General features: G+C 69.9%; 18 protein-coding genes and 1 tRNA gene. 8 read left to right on the forward strand and 11 right to left on the reverse strand.

The genetic code is table 11. From position 1 onward, the window contains the following. Nucleotides 1-277 precede the first annotated feature (277 nt). Nucleotides 278-354, reverse strand: a tRNA-Arg gene (locus V6M51_RS08745). A gap of 359 nt (nt 355-713) precedes the next feature. On the opposite strand from V6M51_RS08745, the gene V6M51_RS08750 reads away from it, so the two are divergent. Then, on the forward strand, nt 714-1,058 hold the full coding sequence (locus V6M51_RS08750; RefSeq protein ID WP_332766385.1) for a PilZ domain-containing protein: 345 nt from the start codon (nt 714-716) through the stop codon (nt 1,056-1,058). Nucleotides 1,059-1,072: 14 nt separating this feature from the next. Here the strand turns inward: V6M51_RS08750 and V6M51_RS08755 are convergent, their stop codons facing one another. Then, nucleotides 1,073-1,420 (reverse strand): PilZ domain-containing protein, encoded by a 348-nt coding sequence (locus V6M51_RS08755; protein WP_332766386.1) that lies wholly within the window; start codon nt 1,418-1,420, stop codon nt 1,073-1,075. A 139-nt stretch (nt 1,421-1,559) separates the two neighbouring features. Here V6M51_RS08755 and V6M51_RS08760 point away from each other — a divergent pair, with 139 nt between their 5' ends. The 4 genes from V6M51_RS08760 to V6M51_RS08775 all read left to right on the forward strand — a co-directional run bounded on the left by V6M51_RS08760 (nt 1,560) and on the right by V6M51_RS08775 (nt 5,335). Continuing rightward, on the forward strand, nt 1,560-2,867 hold the full coding sequence (locus V6M51_RS08760) for a dicarboxylate/amino acid:cation symporter (protein ID WP_332766387.1): 1,308 nt from the start codon (nt 1,560-1,562) through the stop codon (nt 2,865-2,867). Nucleotides 2,868-2,977: 110 nt separating this feature from the next. After that, entirely contained in the window at nt 2,978-4,120 is a 1,143-nt protein-coding gene (locus tag V6M51_RS08765; RefSeq protein ID WP_332766388.1) for a sensor histidine kinase, read from the forward strand. Beyond that, a complete protein-coding gene (locus V6M51_RS08770; protein ID WP_332766390.1) occupies nt 4,117-4,479 on the forward strand; it encodes a response regulator in 363 nt (120 codons plus the stop codon). The genes V6M51_RS08765 and V6M51_RS08770 overlap by 4 nt, the downstream gene beginning before the upstream one ends. 76 nt (nt 4,480-4,555) lie before the next feature. Further along, nucleotides 4,556-5,335 carry a CAP domain-containing protein gene (locus V6M51_RS08775; RefSeq protein ID WP_332766392.1) on the forward strand — a complete coding sequence of 260 codons (780 nt, stop codon included), beginning with the start codon at nt 4,556-4,558 and terminating at the stop codon, nt 5,333-5,335. Nucleotide 5,336: 1 nt separating this feature from the next. Here the strand turns inward: V6M51_RS08775 and V6M51_RS08780 are convergent, their stop codons facing one another. Together V6M51_RS08780 and V6M51_RS08785 are read right to left on the reverse strand one after the other, a co-directional pair. Further along, nucleotides 5,337-6,182 (reverse strand): alpha/beta hydrolase family protein, encoded by an 846-nt coding sequence (locus tag V6M51_RS08780; RefSeq protein ID WP_332766394.1) that lies wholly within the window; start codon nt 6,180-6,182, stop codon nt 5,337-5,339. Continuing rightward, nucleotides 6,179-7,093, reverse strand: a complete 915-nt coding sequence (locus V6M51_RS08785; RefSeq protein ID WP_332766396.1) for a LysR family transcriptional regulator — start codon at nt 7,091-7,093, stop codon at nt 6,179-6,181. The genes V6M51_RS08780 and V6M51_RS08785 overlap by 4 nt, the downstream gene beginning before the upstream one ends. A gap of 158 nt (nt 7,094-7,251) precedes the next feature. Between V6M51_RS08785 and V6M51_RS08790 the strand changes: the two genes are divergently transcribed. Genes V6M51_RS08790 through V6M51_RS08800 form a run of 3 tightly spaced genes read left to right on the forward strand, consistent with a single transcriptional unit; the run spans nt 7,252 to nt 10,882 of the window. Next, a complete protein-coding gene (locus V6M51_RS08790) occupies nt 7,252-7,737 on the forward strand; it encodes a (2Fe-2S)-binding protein (RefSeq protein ID WP_332766398.1) in 486 nt (161 codons plus the stop codon). Further along, nucleotides 7,734-8,708 (forward strand): FAD binding domain-containing protein, encoded by a 975-nt coding sequence (locus V6M51_RS08795; RefSeq protein WP_332766400.1) that lies wholly within the window; start codon nt 7,734-7,736, stop codon nt 8,706-8,708. The genes V6M51_RS08790 and V6M51_RS08795 overlap by 4 nt, the downstream gene beginning before the upstream one ends. Further along, entirely contained in the window at nt 8,705-10,882 is a 2,178-nt protein-coding gene (locus V6M51_RS08800) for a xanthine dehydrogenase family protein molybdopterin-binding subunit (RefSeq protein WP_332766402.1), read from the forward strand. Before V6M51_RS08795 ends, V6M51_RS08800 begins: the two co-directional genes overlap by 4 nt. A 57-nt stretch (nt 10,883-10,939) precedes the next feature. Here V6M51_RS08800 and V6M51_RS08805 read toward each other — a convergent pair whose 3' ends face one another. The 7 genes from V6M51_RS08805 to V6M51_RS08835 all read right to left on the reverse strand — a co-directional run bounded on the left by V6M51_RS08805 (nt 10,940) and on the right by V6M51_RS08835 (nt 20,714). Continuing rightward, on the reverse strand, nt 10,940-11,449 hold the full coding sequence (locus tag V6M51_RS08805) for a CarD family transcriptional regulator (protein ID WP_254836100.1): 510 nt from the start codon (nt 11,447-11,449) through the stop codon (nt 10,940-10,942). A 288-nt stretch (nt 11,450-11,737) separates the two neighbouring features. Next, a complete protein-coding gene (gene fdxA / locus V6M51_RS08810; RefSeq protein ID WP_305676471.1) occupies nt 11,738-12,079 on the reverse strand; it encodes a ferredoxin FdxA in 342 nt (113 codons plus the stop codon). Between the two features lie 112 nt (nt 12,080-12,191). Beyond that, nucleotides 12,192-14,540, reverse strand: coding sequence for a penicillin acylase family protein (locus V6M51_RS08815; protein ID WP_332766405.1), 2,349 nt, complete (start codon nt 14,538-14,540; stop codon nt 12,192-12,194). A gap of 4 nt (nt 14,541-14,544) precedes the next feature. After that, nucleotides 14,545-15,936 (reverse strand): amidase family protein, encoded by a 1,392-nt coding sequence (locus V6M51_RS08820; protein ID WP_332766407.1) that lies wholly within the window; start codon nt 15,934-15,936, stop codon nt 14,545-14,547. A gap of 46 nt (nt 15,937-15,982) precedes the next feature. Beyond that, complete coding sequence (locus V6M51_RS08825; protein ID WP_332766409.1) at nt 15,983-16,261, reverse strand: RNA-binding S4 domain-containing protein; 279 nt, start codon at nt 16,259-16,261, stop codon at nt 15,983-15,985. Continuing rightward, the gene (locus V6M51_RS08830) at nt 16,258-18,795 is read right to left on the reverse strand and encodes a helicase-related protein (protein ID WP_332766411.1); all 2,538 of its coding nucleotides are present in this window, start codon (nt 18,793-18,795) and stop codon (nt 16,258-16,260) included. The genes V6M51_RS08825 and V6M51_RS08830 overlap by 4 nt, the downstream gene beginning before the upstream one ends. An 89-nt stretch (nt 18,796-18,884) precedes the next feature. Continuing rightward, on the reverse strand, nt 18,885-20,714 hold the full coding sequence (locus V6M51_RS08835; RefSeq protein ID WP_332766413.1) for a DUF885 domain-containing protein: 1,830 nt from the start codon (nt 20,712-20,714) through the stop codon (nt 18,885-18,887). Nucleotides 20,715-20,786 lie beyond the last annotated feature (72 nt).

A 20,786-nucleotide genomic window follows, 5' to 3' on the forward strand; every position in this document is an offset into this window, starting at 1 on the left:
GGCCCGACCTTTCGCGACCAATGGTAGCGAGTCAAGGTAGACTCGCCCGACAAGAGAGTCGGCCGCTCTACGCTGTCCAAGCCCCTCAAACCCAACGCAAGACCGACCAGCCCCAGATGGCCACGAGCCTGGCCGCCTTCGAATTGGTAGACGGGATTAAGCCGCGCCAGGTTCCGTTCTGGCCGGGGTGATGTCGCCCAGCGCCGGGCGCCGCTTTCGTCTCAGGCCTACTCTACAAGTGGCAAGAGGCCCGACTTGATCGCCCGACAGATTTCGATGGCGGCCCGGAAGGGACTCGAACCCCCGACCTTCGCTTTAGGAAAGCGCTGCTCTATCCGGCTGAGCTACCGGGCCTTGCCGATCGAGACGAGAACTGGCGAATTTCGCGGCGTCGCGACGATCTAGCAGACCGATGCCACGTTCGCCGTCCGGCGCCAAGCCGGGCCACTCGGGTGGGATGAAACTGCGGATTGCGCGTCGGCACGACCTAGGCGATGGATAGAGGTCCGTCGAACGGTTGGGAGCTACACAGTGCAGGGCAATAAGCCAGTGGTGCCGGGATGGGTGATTGCGCTCGTGATCGCGCTGATGTCCGGCGGGGCCAGCGCCCTAGCGGTTTGGTTCCTGAGCGAGAGAGCCACCAAGGGCGGATAGACGCCCGCGCGACCGCAGTCCTTTACACGGCGGAAAACATTCGCGGTTAGGCTGGCGCCATGACCGATCCCATCGTCCGCACCGAGCGACGATCGCTGGTCAGGCAGCGGACCCTCCTGCGCGGCCGGATCTGCTATGGCCCCCGCCACGTCATGTCGGTCGATTGCGGCATCCGGAACCTGACCATCCGCGGCGCCATGCTCCGCGTCCCCGCTGACCAGGCGCTGCCGCCGAGCTTCGCCCTGCTGCATGTCAGCGACGCGGTCGCCTTCGACGCGCGCCTGACCTGGCGGCGCGGCGAGATGCTGGGCGTGCGCTTCGAAGGCCGCCACGATCTGCGCGGGCCGGTCGACGAGGAGTTCCGCGCCCTGCGCGCCATCTGGGCGGCGCTGGCCTCGGCCTGACCCGGGCTCTTCGGCTATTTGGCCGACTGCAACGCGTCCCAGGTCTGGCGAATCTGCGCCAGGCTTTCGAGGGTGGAGGTGGCGACGTCATGGCGGCCGTCGAAGGCCACGCCGCTCAGGTCGCCGCGGCGCCAGCGCAGCCGGGCCTCATAGACGATCCCGCCATCGAGCTGCAGCAGCATGAAGCGGCCGGGTAGAGGATAGATCTGGGCGATCTTCAGGCGCGCCCCGCCCTGGCTCACATCGACGATGTGGCAGTCGGCCCACAGGCCGTTGTTCGTCCCATAGAAGGCGCGCGCGCGAAAGTTGGCGGCGACGCGCGGGTGGGCTCTGCGTTCATGATAGTCGAGGGCGTGGGTCACGAAGCTTGACTACACGGGAACGGTTTAGGCCCCCTTAAGTTGGCGTGCGCGTATTGCCGCAGGGCGAGCCTCGCCAATCCGCGGGCGATCGGCCTATCTTCCGCTCCGCGCGGCCGGGTCGGCGGCGGATGGGGGACCCATGGCGATCTTGCGGTATTTCCGGCTGCTCTATGTCCAGGTGCTGGTCGGCATCGCGCTTGGCGTGGCGGTCGGAGCCCTTTGGCCCGACGTGGGGGTGGCGCTCAAGCCGCTGGGCGACGGCTTCATCAAGCTGATCAAGATGGCCGTGGCGCCGGTGATCTTCTGCACCATCGTCTCGGGCATCGCCCGGATGGGCGACATGAAGGCCTTCGGCCGGCTGGGCGCCAAGACCCTGATCTATTTCGAGGTGGTCTCGAGTTTCGCCCTGGTCCTGGGGCTGGTGGTGGGCAACCTGGTCAAGCCCGGCGCGGGCTTCAATATCGATCCCGCGACCCTCGATCCGTCGGTGGCCGCCGGCTATGTCGAGAAGGCGGCCCACGGTCAGAGCCTCCCGGACTACGTGCTCTCCCTGATCCCCGACGCCTTCTTCGCGGCCTTCGCCAGCGGGAACCTGCTGCAGGTGCTGGTGATCGCCGTCCTGACCGGGTTCGCCTGTTCGCGGCTGGGGGCGTTCGGCGACAAGGTGGCGGGCGTCCTGGAGGATGTCTCCAAGGTGTTCTTCTCGCTCATCCAGGTGGTGGTGCGGCTGGCCCCCATCGGCGCCTTCGGGGCCATGGGCTTCACCATCGGCAAGTACGGCCTGGCGGCGTTGGTGAAGCTGGGCGCGCTGGTGGCGACCTTCTACGGCACCTCCCTGCTGTTCGTGCTGGTGATCCTGGGCCTGGTGGCGCTGGCCAGCGGGTTCTCGATCCTGAAGTTCCTGGCCTATATCCGCGAGGAGCTGCTGATCGTGCTCGGCACCTCGTCGTCTGAATCGGTCCTGCCGCAGATGATCGACAAGATGCAGCGGCTGGGCGCGGGCAAGACCACGGTCGGCCTGGTCATCCCCACCGGCTATTCGTTCAATCTGGACGGCACCAACATCTACATGACGCTGGCTACCCTGTTCCTGGCCCAGGCGACCAATATCGACCTGTCGCTGACCCAGGAACTGAGCCTTCTGGGCGTGGCCATGCTGACCTCCAAGGGCGCCAGCGGCGTCACCGGGGCGGGCTTCATCACCCTGGCCGCCACCCTGGCTGTGGTGCCCGACATTCCCATCGCCGCCCTGGCCCTGTTGGTCGGGGTGGACCGGTTCATGAGCGAGTGCCGGGCGCTGACCAACCTCGTCGGCAACGGGATCGCCACCCTGGTGATCGCCCGCTGGGAGGGGGACCTGGACCGCGAGACCCTGGCCAGGGAACTCACGCGGGGGCCGAGCGCCACCCCCGTTCCGCCGCCCGTGGCCGCCGCGACGGCCGACTAGCGTCACACGTCAACCATTGGGAAAGTCGATCAACTGCAGATTGACTTGCGTTGTGGGATTACACTGAGCAAGCTTCGACTCAACCCACGCGTAAGTTAGGAGGGTCGGTCATGGTGCGGGCGGCGGCTCTTCGGGAACGCGGCGATGCGACACCCGACCCGCTGCTGACCCTGGTCGAGACGATCGAGGACCTGTCCTCGGCGAGGACCATCGACCAAGTGGCCGCCGTGATCCGCTCCGCGGCCCGCCGCATCTCCGGCGCCGATGGTGTGGCCTTCGTGCTGCGCGACGAAGGCAAGTGCTTCTACCTGGACGAGGACGCCATCGGCCCGTTGTGGAAGGGGCGGCGCTTCGACATGTCCGAATGCATCTCCGGCTGGTGCATGCTCAACGCCCAGACCGTGGTCATCCGCGACATCTACCAGGATCCGCGCATCCCCCATGACGCCTACCGGCCGACCTTCGTCAAAAGCCTGGTCATGACCCCTGTTCGTCCCCGTGACCCCGTCGCGGCCATCGGCGCCTATTGGGCGAGCGAACGCCAGCCCACCGAGGACGAGATCGCCAAACTGCAGATCATGGCGCGGGCCACCGCCACCGCCCTGGACAGCGCGGTGATGTACGCCTCGCTGTCGGAGACCCTGGAGCGGCGGAAATTCCTGCTGCGTGAGCTGGACCACCGCTGCAAGAACACGCTCGCGGCCGTTCAGTCGATCGCCGACCAGACCCTGCGCCACGCGCAATCGCCGCGCCATTTCGCCGAAGCCTTCAACGGCCGGCTGGGCGCGCTCTCCAAGGCCCATGAACTGCTTACCCGGGAGGAATGGGGCCGCGCGCCCCTGGGCGATGTCCTGGCCCAGACCTTGGCGGCCTTCGGCGGTGTGGACGGCGAGCGGATCAAGGCCGGCGGGCCGCCCATAAGGCTGGCCCCCGAGACCTCGGTGGCCATGCACATGGCCTTCCACGAACTGGCCGTGAACGCCGCCAAGTATGGAGCGCTGAGCCGCGACACCGGACGGCTGGAGGTGGCCTGGGTGGTCGAGGCGGACGATGGCCGGCCGACGCTCGTGCTCACCTGGACCGAACGCGGAGGACCGCCGGTGACCGCCGAGCCCCAGCGCGGCTTCGGGTCACGGCTGATCGAACAGGGGATCGCCCGCGACCTCAACGGCGCCGCGGTGATCGATTTCGATCCGCAGGGGGTCGTCTTCCGGCTGCGCGCACCGCTGTCGGACCGGATGTCGCGCGCATGAGTCATCCTCGGGTGATCCTGGTGGAGGACGAGCCGCTGGTGGCCCTGATGATGGAGGACCTGCTGACCGACCTCGGCTGCGAGATCGCCGCCTCCTTCGGCTCCCTGTCGCCGGCCCTGGCCTGGCTCGCCGCCCAGGTGCGGTTGCCCGACGGCGCCGTGCTCGACGTGAACCTGGGCGGCGGCGAGACGGTCTTTCCCCTGGCCCAGGCCCTGCGGGCGCGGGGCGTGCCCTTCGTCTTCGCCACCGGCTACGGCGTCCTGCCCAGCGAAGGCTTTGACGAGGCGCCGTTAATTCTTAAGCCAGTCGACCCCGGTAAGCTGATCCCCGTGATCAGGGCCTTCGGCGCCGCCGCCTGAGGCCCAGGTAACCGGCGGAGTGTTTTCAGTGGGGCGTCGAGCGCCAATCTACTCGCCATCGGCAGGGGGCGTCCTCGTGGCGCGCCGAACCCTGCTCACGGGCTTGGCCGGCCTGGCGGCGACACCCGCCTTCGCGGCGATCCCCGGCCAGTCCTGGCTGGACTATGAGGCCCGCCTGCGCGCCCGCCTTGCTGACGCCGGCGCCTTCGATCCCATCGCCGAGCGCGAGATCCTGCGCCTGACCAACGCCGTCCGCGCCGAGCGCGGGGCGCCGGCCTGCGCCTGGAGCGATGAGCTGGCCCTGGCCGCCCGCGCCCATGCGGGCGACCTGGCCGCCCGCGCCTATGTCGAGCATGTGAGCCCGGAAGGCTTCGATCCCAGCCACCGGGTCAGCATCCTGGCGCGCCGGATGATCGGCTCGGCCAGCGAGAACATCGCCTACCGCCGCGCCGGCACGCCGACCACGGCGGCCGAGCTGATGGCGGTCTGGCGCAAGAGCCCGCCCCACTGGGGCAACCTGCTGCGGCCGACCCACGCCCGGGTCGGGATCGGGGTGGCGGTGCGCGGCGACCGCACCTACGCCGTGGGGCTCTATTCGCGGCCGGACGGGGAGCTGGGCGCGCCGGTGCCCTTCCGCCTGGGTCGCGTGGCCGACCTGGCCGGGGCGGTCTCGCAAGCCAGTCCCCATATCGACGGCTTCGCGGTCAGCAACCCGGTCGACACCACGACGGTCCCGCAAATGGCCGAGGGCGCCGCGCCGGTCCTGGCGCCGGGCGTCTATCAATTGCGGCCGCAGCGGCGGCTGGACGCGCGCCGTTACCAGGTTCTGTGGGGCCCGATCTTCGTCCGGGTCTGAGTCAGTCCAGCAACGCGTCGAGCTCGGCGCGGATGCGCGTCCAGGCCGCCGCCGTGGGATCGATCAGCTCGAAATGTCCCGAGGCCGGCAGGTCGATCACCGTGGCCGGGTCGCCGGCCTTGGTCGCCGCAGCGCCATAGGCCTGGCCGAAGCGGCTGGGCACGATGGGGTCCAGGTCGCCGGAGACGATCACCTGGTGCGCCCCGAGCGGCAGCAGGCGGGGCGGGGAGGTGTCAGCATAGACATCGCCAAGGCGGCCTGGAGCGTCGACCAGGGCGTCGATCGTGCCGGGGCCTCCGCAGGCGTCGGGTCCGTCGGCATGATAGGCCTCCAGGTCGATGATCCCGGCCAGGGCCACGGCGCCGCGCAGCTTCAGGGGTTTGGCGCCGTGGAGCGGGCTGGTCCTGGCCAGGAGCAGCCGGCCAAGCGCCCAGATCGCCAGATGGCCGCCCGCCGAGTGGCCGGAGACCACCACCCGATCGAGGTCGAGATGGTGCGGCCCGGCGAGGGCCCGGAGGTGGTCGACGCCGTCCGCCACGTCCAGGAACGTGCCGGGATAGCCGCCGCCGGCGTGTCCGATCCGGCGGTACTCGATGTTCCAGACCGCCTTGCCGGCGGCGCGTAGGTCGGCCGCGGCGTAGTCCATCAGTTCCAGCCCCGGCAGGTCGGCGCGCCAGCAGCCGCCGTGGATCAGTACGACCACCGGATGCGGCCCCCCGCCCTGGGGCAGCCACAGCTCGCCGAACTGCAGGGGATCGGCGCCATAGGCGATGCGCAGGTCCGCCGGGAGCCGCCCGCGCGCCAGCAGGTCGAGATAGCCGATCGGCGCGGCGGCGACCTCGCTCACGGATTGCCCGCCAGGCCGGCGGCTACCTCGGCGACCATGGTCCGCAGCCAGATCGAGGCGGGGTCGGTCTGGGCGGTGAGGGGGTGGAACATGTATTCCTCGAAGCTTCCCGGATCGATCGGCGGGGCGAGGATCTCCAGGCCCAGCGCCTGCGCCAGCATGACGATCTGACGGCGCGGCACGACCGCGATCAAGTCGGAAAGCGAGACCATGTGCAGGGCCTGCAGGTAGGAGGGCGCGGTGAGCGCGATGCGCCGCGCGACCCTGTGCTCCTCCAGCCAGGTGTCGATGGGATCGACCCGTTGACCGTAGCCCACCACCGCCACGTGTCCGGTGGCCAGGAAGGTCTGAAGTTCGCCAAGTCGCGGCAGGGCTGGATGGCCCTTGCGTGCGGCGATGGTGTCGGTGTCGCGGAACAGGGTGCGGCGATGGAAGCCAGGAAAGTCGTCGTCGGCGCAGGCGATGACCAGATCGATGTTGCGGGCGAGGTCCGGGGTCATCTGGCCGGGGCCGCGCCAGGGGCGCACGTCGAGGCGCACGCCCGGCGCCTGGGCCGCCACCCCGGCCACCAGCGGCGGCAAGATCAGGTCGAACACATGGTCCGGCATCATCAGCGAGAACCGCCGCTGGCTGGTCGCTGGCTCGAAGTCCTCGGCCACGAACAGCCCGCGCACATGGGCCAGGGTTTCGGCGAGCGGCGCGCGCAGCGCGTGGGCGCGGGGGGTGAGCTCCATGCCGGCTCCGACCCGGACCAGAAGCGGATCGTCCATCATCTCGCGCAGGCGGCGCAGGGCGTGGCTGGTGGCTGGCTGCGACAGGCCGATCCGCTTGGCGGCGCGGCTGACGCTGGCCTGGCTGAGCAGGGCGTCGAGGGCGACCAGCAGGTTGAGGTCGAGAGCGGCTAAATTCATGGCGTGAACTTCAAATATACAATCAATCGATTGGACGAATTATATCCACGGAGCCTAGGATCTGTCTCGCCCAGACATCTTCGAGCTCGCCGCCGGACCGGCGGATCCGCGCCCCCATCGGAGCGTGGCGGAGCGCGTCCGGGCCGGAGACACATTGCATGACCGACCCATCCCCCGAACCACGGGCCCTGACCCTGCGCGTCAACGGCGCGCGCCGCAGCCTGGCGGCCGAGCCCTGCGCCACCCTGTTGGACGTCCTGCGCGACGGGCTTGGACTGACCGGAACCAAGAAGGGCTGTGACATGGGTGCCTGTGGCGCCTGCACCGTCCTGGTCGACGGGCGGCGCATCAACGCCTGCCTCACCCTGGCGGCGATGCAGGAGGGCCGCGACATCGTCACCATCGAAGGCCTGGCGACCGGCGAGGCTCTGCATCCGATGCAGCAGGCCTTCATCGCCCATGACGCTCTGCAATGTGGCTACTGCACGCCCGGCCAGATACTGTCGGCGGTGGGCTTGCTCGCCGAAGGCCGGGCGACCGACCTGGCCGAGGTCGCCGAGCAGATGAGCGGCAATCTCTGCCGCTGCGGGGCCCATCCCAACATCCTGGCGGCTGTCGCCGAGGTCGCGGGGCTCCGGGCATGAGGGCCTTCGACTATCTGCGTGCGCAGACCGAGGGCGAGGCCCTCGCCGCCGCCGCCCGGGACGGCGGCGCCTTCATCGCCGGCGGCACGGACCTGATGCCGCTCTGGAAGGCCGGCGTCGCCGCGCCCGGTCGGATGATCGACATCGGCCGCCTGCCCCTGGCGGAGGTGACCGCCGGCGACGGCGGCCTGATGCTCGGAGCCACGGCGCGGCTGGCCGATATCGCCGACCATCTCGAGGTTCGCCGCCGCCATCCCGCCGTCGCTCAGGCTATCGAGGCCAGCGCCTCGGGCCAGGTCCGCAACATGGCCACCGTGGGCGGCGCCCTGTTGCAGCGGACCCGGTGCGCCTATTTCCGCAGCGGGATCACGCCTTGCGAGAAGCTGGAGCCGGGTTCCGGCTGCGCCGCGGTCGCCGGGGAGAACCGGCTGCACGCCATTTTCGGTGGCGGCCCTTCCTGCGTGGCGACCCACGCCTCGGACCTCGCCGTCGCTCTGGTGGCCCTGGACGCCCAGGTCCGCCTGCGGAGCCTGGCGGGCGAGCGGGTGCTGCCGCTGGAGGCGCTCTATCTGCCGGCCGGCGAGAGCCCCACGCGGGAGACCGTCCTGGAACAGGGCGAGATGATCGCCGTGGTCGACGTGCCTGACGCTCCCGGCCGATCCCTCTACCTCAAGGTCCGCGACCGGGCGTCCTTCGAATTCGCGGTGGTGTCGGTCGCCGTCGCCCTTGAGGTGACCAATGGCCGGATCGTTCGGGCCAGGATTGCGGCCGGTGGCGTCGGGACCATCCCCTGGCGCCTAAGCGCCAGCGAGGCGGCCCTGACCGGCGCCGAGGTGGGGGAGGCGGCCTATCGCAACGCGGCGGCGCTGGCGGCGGACGGAGCCCAGCCCCTCACCCACAACGGATTCAAGATCGAACTTCTGAAGCGCACGGTGTTCCGGGCGCTCGTCCAGGCCGGAGACCAGGCATGAACCCCTCTCAATCCGCGCCGCGCCTCGAGGCCCGTCTGAAGGTCACCGGCCAGGCCCGCTATTCGGCTGAGACCCAGATTCCGGGCCTGCTGCATGCGGCCCTGGTGACCGCGCCCATCGCGCGCGGCCGGGTGACGTCCATCGACGCCTCCCGGGCCGAGAGGCTCCCCGGCTTCGTCGCCATCATGACCCATGAGAACGCCGAGCCCCTGGCCCGCGCCGCCGCCGTCCTTCACCTGCAAGAGCCCGTCGTGCGCTTCGCGGGAGAGCCGGTGGCGGTGGTGATCGCGCGCAGTCTGATCGCAGCGCGGCGCGCCGCCGCGCTCGTGGAAGTCGCCTATGAGGCTGAACCCGCCGCCACCGACTTCGACCTGGCCCTTCCGGACAGTTACGCCCCCAGGACCGCTGGCCGCACGCCGACCGACAGCCTGCGCGGCGATCCCGAGGCCGCCCTGGCCCGTGCCCCGGTGAGCCTCGACCTGCGCTACGAGACGGCGGCCAACAACCATCATCCGATGGAACCTCAGTCGGTGATCGCCGACTGGGGATCGGATTTGCTCACCGTCTACACGACCACCCAGGCGGTTTTCGCCCACCGCGCGGCCATCGCCGGCGCCTTCGGCCTCGAGGTCGAGAAGGTGCGGGTGGTCTGCGAATATCTCGGCGGCGGTTTCGGCGCCAAGGGCGGGGCCTGGTATCCCGGCATAATCCTGGGGGTCCAGCTCGCGCGGCATGTCGGCGCGCCGGTTCGGCTGGAGCTCACGCGGGCCCAGATGTTCACCCTGGTGGGACGCCGGCAGGAGACCCGCCAGCATCTGCGCCTGGGGGCCGATGGCGACGGTCGCCTGACCGCCATCGCCCTCGACACCGTGGCGCCGACCTCGACCTATGCTGAGTACGCCGACGCCGTCGCGACCACGGCGCGGATGATGTACGCCTGCCCCAATGTGGCGACCACGCACCGGCTGGTGCGGCTGAACGCGCCGCAGCCCAATCCCATGCGCGCGCCGGGGGAGGGGCCGGGTAGCTTCGCCCTGGAATCGGCCATGGACGAGCTCGCTCATGAACTCAGCCTCGATCCGCTGGAGCTGCGGCTGCGGAACTTCGCCGAGCGGGACCAGAACGCGGGCCTGCCCTGGTCCAGCAACGGCCTGCGGGAGTGCTACCGGGTCGGCGCCGAGGCCTTCGGCTGGGCGGGCCGGCCGCTGGCTCCGGGCGCGATGCGCGATGGCCGCTGTGCGCTCGGCTGGGGCATGACCGCGGTCTGCTACCCGGTCTACAGCATGGCCTCGGCGGCCAGCGTGACGCTCGACGCCGAGGGTGGGGTCACCGTCCGCTGCGGCACCCAGGACATGGGCACCGGCACGATCACGGTGCTGGGCCAACTCGCCGCGGCGATCCTGGACGTGCCGCTCGCCCGGGTGCGGGTGGAGATCGGCGACACCCTGCTGCCCGAGGGCCCCTATTCCGGCGGCTCCATCGCCACGGCCAGCTTCACGCCTGCCGTGGAGGCCGCGGCTCGCGACCTGCGCACCCGGTTGATCACCCTGGCGTCCACCGACCCGGCGTCCAGCCTGCTGGGCGAGGCGCCGGCCGAGCTCGCCCTCCAGGACGGCCATGTGCGCAGCCTGACCGGTAACCGCTCGGAGTCGCTGGCCGCCCTGGCCCGCCGCGCCGCGCCGGGCGGCCTGGAGGCCTTCGCCCAGACGACGCCCGACCCCGACCGCCCCGTCAGCGCCTTCGGCTTTGGGGCGGTGTTCGCCGAGGTGGCCGTCGATCCGGAGCTGGGCGAGGTGCGGCTGAAGCGCCTGACCGCCGCCTATGCCGCCGGCCGCATCCTCAACCCGCTGCTGGCTCGCAGCCAGTATGTGGGCGGGCTGATCGGCGGGATCGGCATGGCTCTGCACGAGCGCACCGTGGACCACCGGGCCTCCGGTCGGGTGCTGGGTGACAATCTCGCCGACTACCTGATCCCGGTGCAGGCCGACATGCCGGCCTTCGACATCCACATGATCCACGAGGACGATCCGCACCTGGCGGGTGGGATCAAGGGCATCGGCATGCTGGGCACGGTGGGGACCGCCGGGGCCATCGCCAACGCCGTCTTCCATGCCACCGGCGTGCGGATCCGGCGCCTGCCGATCCGGCTCGAGGATCATCTCGTTCAAGCTTGAACGAAAACGCCCGGCGCGAGCGCCGGGCGTCCGAAATTCGATGGAGGTCCGCGCGTCTTAGGCGGCGACGGCCTTGATCAGGCTCTTGTTCAGGATGCCGATGGCCGCGTCGCGGTCGATGCGCTCGATGGCCGCGACTTCCCGGGCCATGCGGTCCAGGGCCGATTCATAGAGCTGGCGTTCCGAATAGGACTGTTCCGGCTGGTTCTCGGCGCGGTGCAGGTCGCGGACCACCTCGGCGATGGAGATCAGGTCGCCGGAATTGATCTTGGCTTCGTATTCCTGGGCGCGGCGCGACCACATGGTGCGCTTCACGCGGGCGCGGCCCTTGAGGGTGGTGAGCGCCTGGTTGACCACATTGCCCTCGGCCAGCGAGCGCAGGCCGGCGGTGCGGGCCTTGGCGGTGGGAACCCGCAGCGTCATCTTCTCATGATCGAAAGTGATGACGTAGACTTCGAGCGAATAGCCGGCGACTTCCTGGGTTTCGATCCCCTGCACCTGACCCACGCCATGGGCCGGATAGACGACATGATCGCCGATGGAGAATTCCAGACCGCTCTTGCTCATTCGCTCAAGTCCTTTCGACTTGGCCGAACCCGTTAAGAGATCTTAACCATTGCGCCACAGGACAAAGGACACCCTCCGCGAAAACCGCGCGGCGCCTTACCCCTGTGGAAACGGATTAGACCTCTAAGACACCCTTCGCCTATGCAAGGCGTACGTCGGCCGGGACGGCTCTTCTGCAGAAACGACGCAGCGCGCGTAAGCGCTCTCGCCACGTCATCTGTGACGATAGCATAAAATTCAGCCGATTGAAAGGCTTGGCGCCCTGATTCCGGGCCGGATCAGGCGAGATCAGGAGCCGCGGCCGGGCTTTTCGCTGAAATACTTCTCGAACTTACCGGTTTCGCGCTCGAAAGCCTCCGCGTCCGCGGGAGGTGTTCCCTTGACCGTGATGTTCGGCCAGACCTTGGCGTAGTCGGTGTTGATCCGCAGCCATTTGGAGTCCGGCTCGTCCTCGGTGTCGGGCTTGATGGCGTCCACCGGGCACTCGGGTTCGCAGACGCCGCAGTCGATGCATTCGTCCGGATTGATCGCCAGGAAGTTCTCGCCCTCGTAGAAGCAGTCCACCGGACAGACCTCGACGCAGTCCATGAACTTACATTTGATACAGGCGTCGGTGACGATGTAGGTCATCGCGGAAATTGAAGCTCCGGCCGCTCTCTCGGGCCGCGGTTTTTCCGGCTCCGGCCCGACATTGTCAATGGCGAGCGCCCACAGGATATCTGCAAGGCCCGATAGCGGCCGCTCAGTTTGCCGGGGTGAGGCGCAGAACCCGCTCCGTCGCGGCTTCCACCGCCGGGCGGGAATAGCTCAACGGCACGTACTGGCCCGTGACCCACAGCGGGAAGAGATCGTCGAAATGCGGGCTCTCCGGATCGCCGGACTGGCCGGGCGTGTTGATCGCCATGCTGTTGTCCCAGGCGCCCACGTCGAGAACCATCCGGAACGAGGCGCCGGAGATCACCCGATAGTCGGCGGGCCGCCAGGCGGCGGCCAGGGGTGACAGGCTGGTCCCGGCCATGGGGGCGGGTCCCGCTGTCAGGGCCTCGCGCTGGGCGGCGGAGGCGAGCGGCGCCAGGGCGTGCTCGAAGCGGGCATGGTGCAGCCGGCCCCAGGCCCAGGTTTTCGGATCGGGACCCAGCTTGCCGGCCACCTCGTCATGGGCCGCGATCAGGCTTTCACGCAAGGCGGAGTCGCGGGCGGCGGCGTCCAGGCTGGCGTCGGGGTGCTCCAACAGATCCATCACCGCGGCGATGTCGCCGTTTCCCATGATGGCGCGGGCGGCCTGCGGCGTCGCGCGGGCCACCACCGCCTTGCCCAGGTGCTTTCCGATCCAGACCTCGTAGAGCGCGGCGCCGGCGCTATCGGCGGTGGTTCGATGGTCCCAGCCGCGCAGCAGGGCAAGGGCGGCGGTCAGCCTCGGGTCATCGGACGTCAACGGCGCGAGCACCGCCAGCATCCGCCGCGAGGTGATATCGTAGGGATCGGTCTGCAGGGCCATGGCGTCGGCCAAGGTGAGCTTGGGCTTGGCGGCCAGCACCTCGGTGATCCGCGCCATGCGCGCACCGTTGGTCCATTCGAACCCGACCTTGCGCTCGGCATAGGGATAGCCGTCAGGCAGGTTCATCTGGTTGGCCGAGGCGAACCAGCCGGCTGGCGGATTGTGCGCGCTGGGCAACTCGTCGATCGAGAGGAAGCCCTTCCACTCGTAGCGCCCGTCGCCGGGGACCGGCAGCAGGCCGTCCCAGCCCGGCCGCTGCGGAACCTTGCCCGCCGCCACCCAGCCGATCTCGCCCCGGGTGTCGGCATAGACCTGGTTCTCCGAGGGCGCCCCCCAGTTGGCCAACGAGCCCTTGAACCCATCCCAGGTCTTGGCGGTCATATAGCCCATGGAGCCGAAATAGGCCGAGGTCCCGGTTTCGCTCCAGACGCTGCGCAGGGCGAAGGCGCGGCCCTTGGCGGCGTCCTCCTTCAGCACGGGGCCATGGCGGGTGAACTTCAGCGTGACCTTGCGCGGCAGGGCCTCGCCCTTGACCGCGATCTCCTCGACCACGGACCGCATCGGCTCCCACCCGTTCCCATAGCGATAGGTGTCGCCACGGGTCTCGTAGACATAGAGGTCCTCCTGGTCGGCCGGGAAGATGGTCAGGCCGAAGGCGATGGTCCCGTTGTGGCCGATGGAGACGCCCGGCAGGGCAGGCTCCCCCGCGCCGATCACCGAAAAGCCCGGCGCCTCCAGATGCACGATGTAGCGCAGCGACGGCGCGCCATGCTCGCGGTGTGGATCATTGGCCAGGATCGCCCGGCCGGTGGCGGTGCGGTCGCCGGAGATCGTCCAGTTGTTGGAGCCGACCGCCTCGGGCGGGATCTCAAGCATGGCGGTCTTGGCCGCTGCCCCCGAAAACTTCACGCCGCTGGTCCCGAGTTGGTATTCGTCCAGCACGTCGGCGGGGATATCGCAGGGATCGAGGCCCTCGGGGACCTTGGTCTCCCATTTTGGCTCGAGGTGCTTGTAGAGCCGAGCCGCCTCCAGGCCGGCGGCGCAGGCGATGCGGGCCCGGGCCACCTCGTTGGGGACGTTGCGGGTCAGGCCATGGCTGCGGATGCGGACCACGTCCTCCGGCTTCCAGAGGTCGGGGGCGGAACCGGCGATGGCGAACTCCATGGGCAGGGGTCGCTTGCCCGCCCGGATCTCCCCCACATAGGCGTTGAGCCCGGCCGTGAAGGCCTCCGTATTGTCCTTCGCGCCGGGACCATAGGCCGCCCACTCCGGCGCCATGTCGCCGCGATAGAGCAGGAGCCGCGCGGCCCGGTCCTGGGCCACGAATGAGGGTCCGAAATCCCTGGCCAGCAGCCCCAGGCCGCGCTTGCGCCACAGGTCCACCTGCCAAAGCCGGTCGCGGGCGACGTTGTAGCCCTGCAGGAAGAAGGCGTCGCGGACGCTGCCGGCATAGATGTGGCTGACGCCCCACCTGTCGATGCGGATCTCCGCGGGCTGGGCGAGGCCGGCCACGGCGCGGGGCTCAATCGGCGGCTCCGCCGCGGCGGTCGTCGAGACGAGGGCGGCGAAGGCGGCGGCGAGAATCGATTTCATGGGTTCAGGCGTCTCCGGCCCGCGGCGGCCGGCCGAACTCGCGTTCCAGCAGCCGCGCGAAATCGATGGTCGTGCGGTCCTCCAGATAGGGGCCGATGATCTGCACCCCGATCGGCAGGCCCGAGGCGGCGCGGCCGATGGGCGCCGCGGTGGCCGGCAGGTGGCCCAGGGTCGCCATGCCGGCCCAGGCGAGCTGGTCGAAATAGGGTGTGGGCTTGCCGTTGATGGTCAGGGTCCGCTTGGCGGGGTCGGCCTCCTCGACGTGCGGGAAGGCGCTCGTGCCGAACACCGGGGCCAACACCACATCGAAGGTCTTGAAGAGCTCGGCCCACTGGCGGCGGACGAAGGTCTGGGCGTCCAGCAGATCCATCCAGGCGTGGGCGGAGATGACGTCTGGTCGCGGCGGCCCGCCGCGCGACATGGTGGCGCCGAGGATGCCCATATAGACCTCGTGCGACCTGGCGAGGTCCGGCAGCAGGTCGCTCCGTCGCGTCACCTTCGCGCCCTGGCGGTCCAGGTGGTTGGCGAGCTCCGTCAGGGCGTGCTTCACCTCCCGGTCCAGGGCGGCCAGCGGATGGCTGTCGAGGATCAGGACGCGGTAGTCGGCCAGCTCCGCGTGACGCGGAACCGGCAGGTCGAGCAGGTAGCCGGTGGCCTCGTCGCCCACCGGGCCGGCCAGGACGTCCAGGGCCAGCTGTAGGTCCTCGGCCGTGGTGGCCAGGGGGCCCAGCACCGCGATGGGCGTGTCGCCGCCGTCGAAGCCCGGCGGGGCGTGGCCGCGCTGGGGCACCAGGTTGTAGCTGGGCTTGTGCCCATAGACGCCGCAGAACGCGGCTGGGACCCGGATCGAGCCGCCGATATCGGAGCCGAACTCGAGCGGGACCATGCCGGAGGCCAGGGCCGCCGCTGCGCCGCCGGAGGAGCCGCCAGGCGTGCGGGTCAGGTCCCAGGGATTGCTGGTGCGCCCATAGACGGGATTGACGCTCTGCCAGTCCGACAGGCTCACCGGGATATTGGTCTTGCCCAGGATGACCGCGCCCGCGGTCTTCAGGCGCTGGACGCCGACGGAATCGACATTGGCTTTGAAGCTCTTGGCCTCCTCGAAGCCCCAGGTGGTCGGCAGGCCGGCGACATTGTGTGATTCCTTGACCGTCATGGGCAGGCCCAGCAGCGGGCGGCGTTCGCCCCGCGCCAGGGCCACGTCGGCGGCCAGGGCCGCCTCGCGCGCCCGGTCGAAATCATGGACCACCACGGCGTTGATAGGTCCGTCGCGATCCTCGATGCGTTCGACGGCGGCGTCGAACAGCTCCAGGGCGCTGACGTCGCGCCGGACCAGGGCCTCGACCAGCTCGCCCGCCGAGGCGTGCGAGGTATCTCGGATCAAGGTCTCGGACATGCTGGCCTCCCTTTTCCCGAACGAGACCATCCGTCGGCGTTGGAGTCTAGCCGCTGGGCAGCGCCGAATAGAGCGTGCGCGCCTCGGCGGGCGGGCCCCGGCGTTCGCCCAGGGCCTCGACGGCCACCGCGGTCAGCTTGCCGCCAACGGCGAAAACCAGCTGGTCTCCGACCCTCACCGGCCGCGCGCATTTGTCGATGCGGCTCTCGGCGCCGGCGCGGGTGAGCCGCACCTTGCCCTCGTCGACGAACTTGGCGGCCAGCGACCGGGTCTTGAAGAACCGGGCCCGCCAGAGCCAGACATCGGCGCGGCAGCCTTCGCTCATGCGCGCACGGCCTTGGCCTTGCGCCGGCGGCGCGGACGCCGGGCGGGGACCGGCCGGTCCTTGAGCGCCGCCAGGGCCGCGAACGGCGAGCCGGTCGGGGCGTCAGTCTTGGCGGCGGGCTTGTCGCCGCGGCGGCGCCAGGCGACGGGCTCGCCCGGCTGGACCTTGGCGGTGGGGGCGAAGTTCAGCCCCCGCAGGATCGCCGCCATCTCCACCGCGCTCCAGCCCAGGGACTCATGGGCCTGGTCGGTCAGCAGCGAGCCCTGGCCCTGGCGCGGGGCGGCGCGTAGCAGGGCGTCGAGTTGCTCCAGGGCCTCGACGGGAACCGCGTGGCCGCCCACGGCGCGCAGGCCGAAGGCGGCCAGGGTGGGGGCCGGTGGCGGCGGATCGGGCAGGGCGCCGACCTTGTCCATGGACGGCCGCCAGTCGGAGCGGGCCAGGGCCTGGGCGAAGGCCCGCGACGGCGGGTTCAGCAGCGCCGGCAGATAGAGGCTGAAGGCGCCGAGCTTCACCCCCAGGCCCTTCAGGGCCCGGCGCTCGACCTGGGAGAGGCCCTTGGCCTCGGCGCGCACCACGGCGCGGTCCAGGATCCCGCCGGCCTCGATCAGCCGATAGGCGAGGCCGCGGGCCAGGCCCTTGACCATGCCGGTCTCCACCGCGGTCTCCAGGCGATGCAGGGGCGCCAACCTGCGCCCGGCCTCGGAGGCCAGGAAGGCTTCCAGCCGCCGGGCGGCGCGCTCACGGGCCGCGGCCGGACCAAGCTCGCCATAGAGCCGCACCCGCGGCGCGAACCGCGTCCCGCCGGAGATCGCCCCGGCGGCTTCGCCGCGCCACAGCACCACGCCGTCGGGGGTGACCGCGAAGGCCTCATCGGGTTCGGCGGCCAGCTTGCCTAGCCGCTTGGCGATCTCGGGGCCCACGGCGGCGACGGCGGCGGCCCGCAGGGCCTTCTCCTCCAGCACCGAGGACCCCTGGGCCGGTTCGAACGCGACCCCGGTCAGGCGGCCCACATACTGGCCCTCGACCACCACCTCGCCGTCGGCGCTGACCCCGGCCAGCATCTCACCGCGCACGTTCAGCGCCCGCATCAGGGCGCTGGTCCGCCGGTCGACGAACCGGGCCATCAGCTTCTCGTGCAAGGTGTCGGAGAGGCGGTCCTCCAGGCGCCGCATGCGGTCCTGCCAGTGGCCGGCGTCGGCCAGCCAGTCGGGGCGGTTGGCGACATAGGCCAGCGTCCGCACGCTGGCCAGCCGCGCGGCCAGGGTGTCGATCTCGCCGTCGGTGCGGTCCAGGTGATGGTGCTGGGCGGCGATCCAGTCCTGCGGGATCTTGCGGTCGCGCGTGGTCAGCCAGCCGAAGAACTCGCGCACCAACCGCACATGCTCCTCGCCCGAGGTCTTGCGGAAGTCCGGCGTCTGGCAGACGTCCCATAGCCGGGCGAGCGCCTGGCGGTCGCGGGCGCAGCGCTCGACCACTTCGGGCTCGCCGGCCAGGATGCGCAGGGTCTTCTCGTCCAGGGCCTCGGCGGCGAGCTTCAGGCCCTCGCGCTCCGGCGGCCGGGCCAGCGAGTCCAGCAGCCGGGGCAGGGTGGCGAAATCCAGCCGGGCGTTGCGCCATTCGGCGGCCACCGTGGCTTCGAACCGGTGCTCCTGCACCGCCTCGACAAGGTCGGCGTCCATGTCCTCGCATTCGCCGGTGACGCCGAACGTGCCGTCCTTCAGGTAGCGGCCGGCGCGGCCGGCGATCTGGCCGATCTCCTGGGGATGCAGGTAGCGGGTCCGACGGCCGTCGAACTTGCGCAGGCCCGCGAAGGCCACGTGGTCGACATCCATGTTCAGGCCCATGCCGATGGCGTCGGTGGCCACCAGGAAGTCGACCTCGCCCGACTGGTAGAGGGCGACCTGGGCGTTGCGGGTCCGAGGACTGAGCGAGCCCATGACCACGGCGGCCCCGCCGCGCTGGCGGCGGATCAGCTCGGCGATGGCGTAGACCTGGTCGGCGGAGAAGGCGACGATGGCGGACCGCCGGGGCAGGCGGGTCAGCTTCTTCGACCCGGCATAGGTCAGGGCGGAGAACCGCTCGCGGGTGACGATCTCGGCGTTCGGCAGCAGGCGCCGCACCAGGGGCGCCATGGTGGCCGCGCCCATCAGCATGGTCTCGGACCGGCCCCGCGCATGCAGCAGGCGATGGGTGAAGACGTGGCCGCGCTCGGGATCGGCGCAGAGCTGGATCTCGTCCACCGCCAGGAACTCGACCTCGCGCGACAGCGGCATGGCTTCGACGGTGCAGACGAAATACTGGGCCCGCGGCGGGACGATCTTCTCCTCGCCGGTGATCAGGGCCACGGCGCGTGGCCCACGCAGCTTGACCACCCGGTCATAGATCTCGCGCGCCAACAGGCGCAGGGGCAGGCCGATCATGCCCGAGGCGTGACCCAGCATCCGTTCGACGGCCAGGTGGGTCTTACCGGTATTGGTCGGCCCCAGCACCGCCACCACTCTCGGCGGCGCCGCGCCCGAAGGGCGATCACTCATATATCGAAGGTGGGATGGGAATCGCCGCTCGGCAAGCGGCGCCGCGCCGCATGTCCCGCTTCAGGCGAAACATGCGGCGGGCGAGGGCGTCAGCCCTTCTTGGTCGCGGCCACGTAGTTGTCGATCACCCGGTCCAGCACGGTCAGCGGCGTGCCGCCGGCCAGCAGGCCCGCGTCGTGGAACTTGCGGATGTCGAACTTGCGGCCGAGCGCCTTCTTGGCGCGCTCGCGGGCCTTCAGCCAGGTCATCTTGCCGACCATGTAGCTGGAAGCCTGGCCCGGCCAGACGGCGTAGCGCTCGATCTCGGTGATGGCCGCGGCCTCGTGGTCGCCTATGCTGTCCTGATAGAACTTCAGCGCCTGCTCACGGCTCCAGCGCTTGGAGTGCATGCCCGAGTCGACCACCAGGCGCACGGCGCGGAAGATGGCGTCGTGCAGCATGCCGATGTGGCCCAGCACGTCGTTGTCGTACATGCCCATCTCGACCGCCAGTTGCTCGGCATAGAGCGCCCAGCCCTCGCTATAGCCCGAGAAGCCGATCACCTTGCGGATCAGCGGCAGGTCGCCGGCTTCGTTGTTGAGCGCGAGCTGCAGGTGATGGCCCGGGCTTCCCTCGTGATAGGTCAGGGTCGGCAGGGTCCAGGCCGGGACTTCGGCGGTGTCGCGCAGGTTGATCCAATAGATGCCGGGGCGCGAGCCATCCAGGGACGGGGAATTGTAGTAACCGCCCGGCGCGCCGGCCTCGATCGCCGTGGGCACGCGGCGGATTTCCAGCGGCGCCTTGGGAAGCTGACCGAACCAGGCGGGGAGCTTCTTGGTGACGATCCTCATCTGCTCGTTCAGCTTTTCCAGCAGCTCGGCCTTGCCGGCGTCGGTGTTGGGATAGAGCTGCTTGGGATCGGTTCCCATGACGCGATAGCGCTCGCCGACCGTTCCCTTCGAATAGCCGGCCTTCTTCATCAGGACATCGGCCTCGGCGCTTAGGCTCTTCACCAGCTCCAGGCCGGTCTTGTGCACCTCGTCCGGGGTGATGTTGGAGGTCGTGTATTGCTTGAGCGAGACGGCGTAATAGGCCTCGCCCTCCGGCAGGCGCCAGCAGCCGGCGTCGTGCACGGCCTTGGCGCGCTGGTCGGTCAAAAGCGCGGCCTGGCGGGCCAGGGCCGGGCGGACCTTCTCGGCATAGAGGCCCTCGGCCTGGGCGGCCCAGTCGCCCTCGATCTTCTTCTCGCCCGTGCGGCGGACCAGGCTCTTGACCACGGGCGCGTCGGCCGGGGCGTTGGCCAGGAAGGCGTTCAGCTGGGTCAGGGCCTTGTCGAGCGCGAAGTCCGGGGCGAACACGCCCAGGCCGGCGTCGTGGCGCGCCACCTCGGCCTCCTGGTCGAGCAGCCGGCCGAAGGCCTCCATCCGCGACATGTAGGCGTCGGCGTCGGACTTGGTCTCGATGACGTGCTGGTTGTCGAGGAAGTCCGGCATCTGCTGATAGGAACCGGTCAGCTGGGACAGGACATAGGGCGCGCCGGCGCCCTGGCCGCCGTAGTTGAACTGGCGATTGCCCTCGTCCGAGGTCGCCAGGGTGAACTCGACGGTGTCGTAATTGACCGCGTCCATGCCGGTGAGCTGGCCGCGGTCGATGGCGCGCAGGGCCTTGAGCTGCTCGGCGTTGTTGGCCTTGTTCTCGGCCAGGGCCGTCATGGAGAAGTCCGAGAGCTCCGACTTGGTCCAGGCCAGGACGCCCTTGTCGATGCCCAGAAAGGTCGGAACCTCCGGCTGGCGACGGAAGGTCTCGGCCATGGCCTTATCGAAGAAGGCGTACATCTTGGCCGCCTCGCCCGTGGGGGCGGCGGCGAGGGCGAGCTTTGGCGCGGCGGCGGCCAGTCCGAGGGCGGCGGCGCCCGAAAGCAGTTCACGACGGCTGTGCATAGGAGAAGGGTTCCCAAAGGAGTTTGGGGCGCAAGCTATGGTCGAGGCTGCCCGCGGGGCAACGCGGTGGCG

It is taken from the genome of Phenylobacterium sp. (assembly GCF_036677185.1).
Taxonomy (GTDB): domain Bacteria; phylum Pseudomonadota; class Alphaproteobacteria; order Caulobacterales; family Caulobacteraceae; genus Phenylobacterium.

Bases quoted from the DNA above. Each gene is read 5' to 3' on its own strand.
- V6M51_RS08800 (WP_332766402.1), top strand. From the start codon at position 8,705: ATGAACCCCTCTCAATCCGCGCCGCGCCTCGAGGCCCGTCTGAAGGTC.
- V6M51_RS08815 (WP_332766405.1), bottom strand. From the start codon at position 14,540: ATGAAATCGATTCTCGCCGCCGCCTTCGCCGCCCTCGTCTCGACGACC.
- V6M51_RS08820 (WP_332766407.1), bottom strand. From the start codon at position 15,936: ATGTCCGAGACCTTGATCCGAGATACCTCGCACGCCTCGGCGGGCGAG.
- fdxA (WP_305676471.1), bottom strand. From the start codon at position 12,079: ATGACCTACATCGTCACCGACGCCTGTATCAAATGTAAGTTCATGGAC.
- V6M51_RS08830 (WP_332766411.1), bottom strand. From the start codon at position 18,795: ATGAGTGATCGCCCTTCGGGCGCGGCGCCGCCGAGAGTGGTGGCGGTG.
- V6M51_RS08805 (WP_254836100.1), bottom strand. From the start codon at position 11,449: ATGAGCAAGAGCGGTCTGGAATTCTCCATCGGCGATCATGTCGTCTAT.
- V6M51_RS08765 (WP_332766388.1), top strand. From the start codon at position 2,978: ATGGTGCGGGCGGCGGCTCTTCGGGAACGCGGCGATGCGACACCCGAC.
- V6M51_RS08785 (WP_332766396.1), bottom strand. From the start codon at position 7,093: ATGAATTTAGCCGCTCTCGACCTCAACCTGCTGGTCGCCCTCGACGCC.
- V6M51_RS08825 (WP_332766409.1), bottom strand. From the start codon at position 16,261: ATGAGCGAAGGCTGCCGCGCCGATGTCTGGCTCTGGCGGGCCCGGTTC.
- V6M51_RS08770 (WP_332766390.1), top strand. From the start codon at position 4,117: ATGAGTCATCCTCGGGTGATCCTGGTGGAGGACGAGCCGCTGGTGGCC.
- V6M51_RS08790 (WP_332766398.1), top strand. From the start codon at position 7,252: ATGACCGACCCATCCCCCGAACCACGGGCCCTGACCCTGCGCGTCAAC.
- V6M51_RS08795 (WP_332766400.1), top strand. From the start codon at position 7,734: ATGAGGGCCTTCGACTATCTGCGTGCGCAGACCGAGGGCGAGGCCCTC.
- V6M51_RS08760 (WP_332766387.1), top strand. From the start codon at position 1,560: ATGGCGATCTTGCGGTATTTCCGGCTGCTCTATGTCCAGGTGCTGGTC.
- V6M51_RS08750 (WP_332766385.1), top strand. From the start codon at position 714: ATGACCGATCCCATCGTCCGCACCGAGCGACGATCGCTGGTCAGGCAG.
- V6M51_RS08835 (WP_332766413.1), bottom strand. From the start codon at position 20,714: ATGCACAGCCGTCGTGAACTGCTTTCGGGCGCCGCCGCCCTCGGACTG.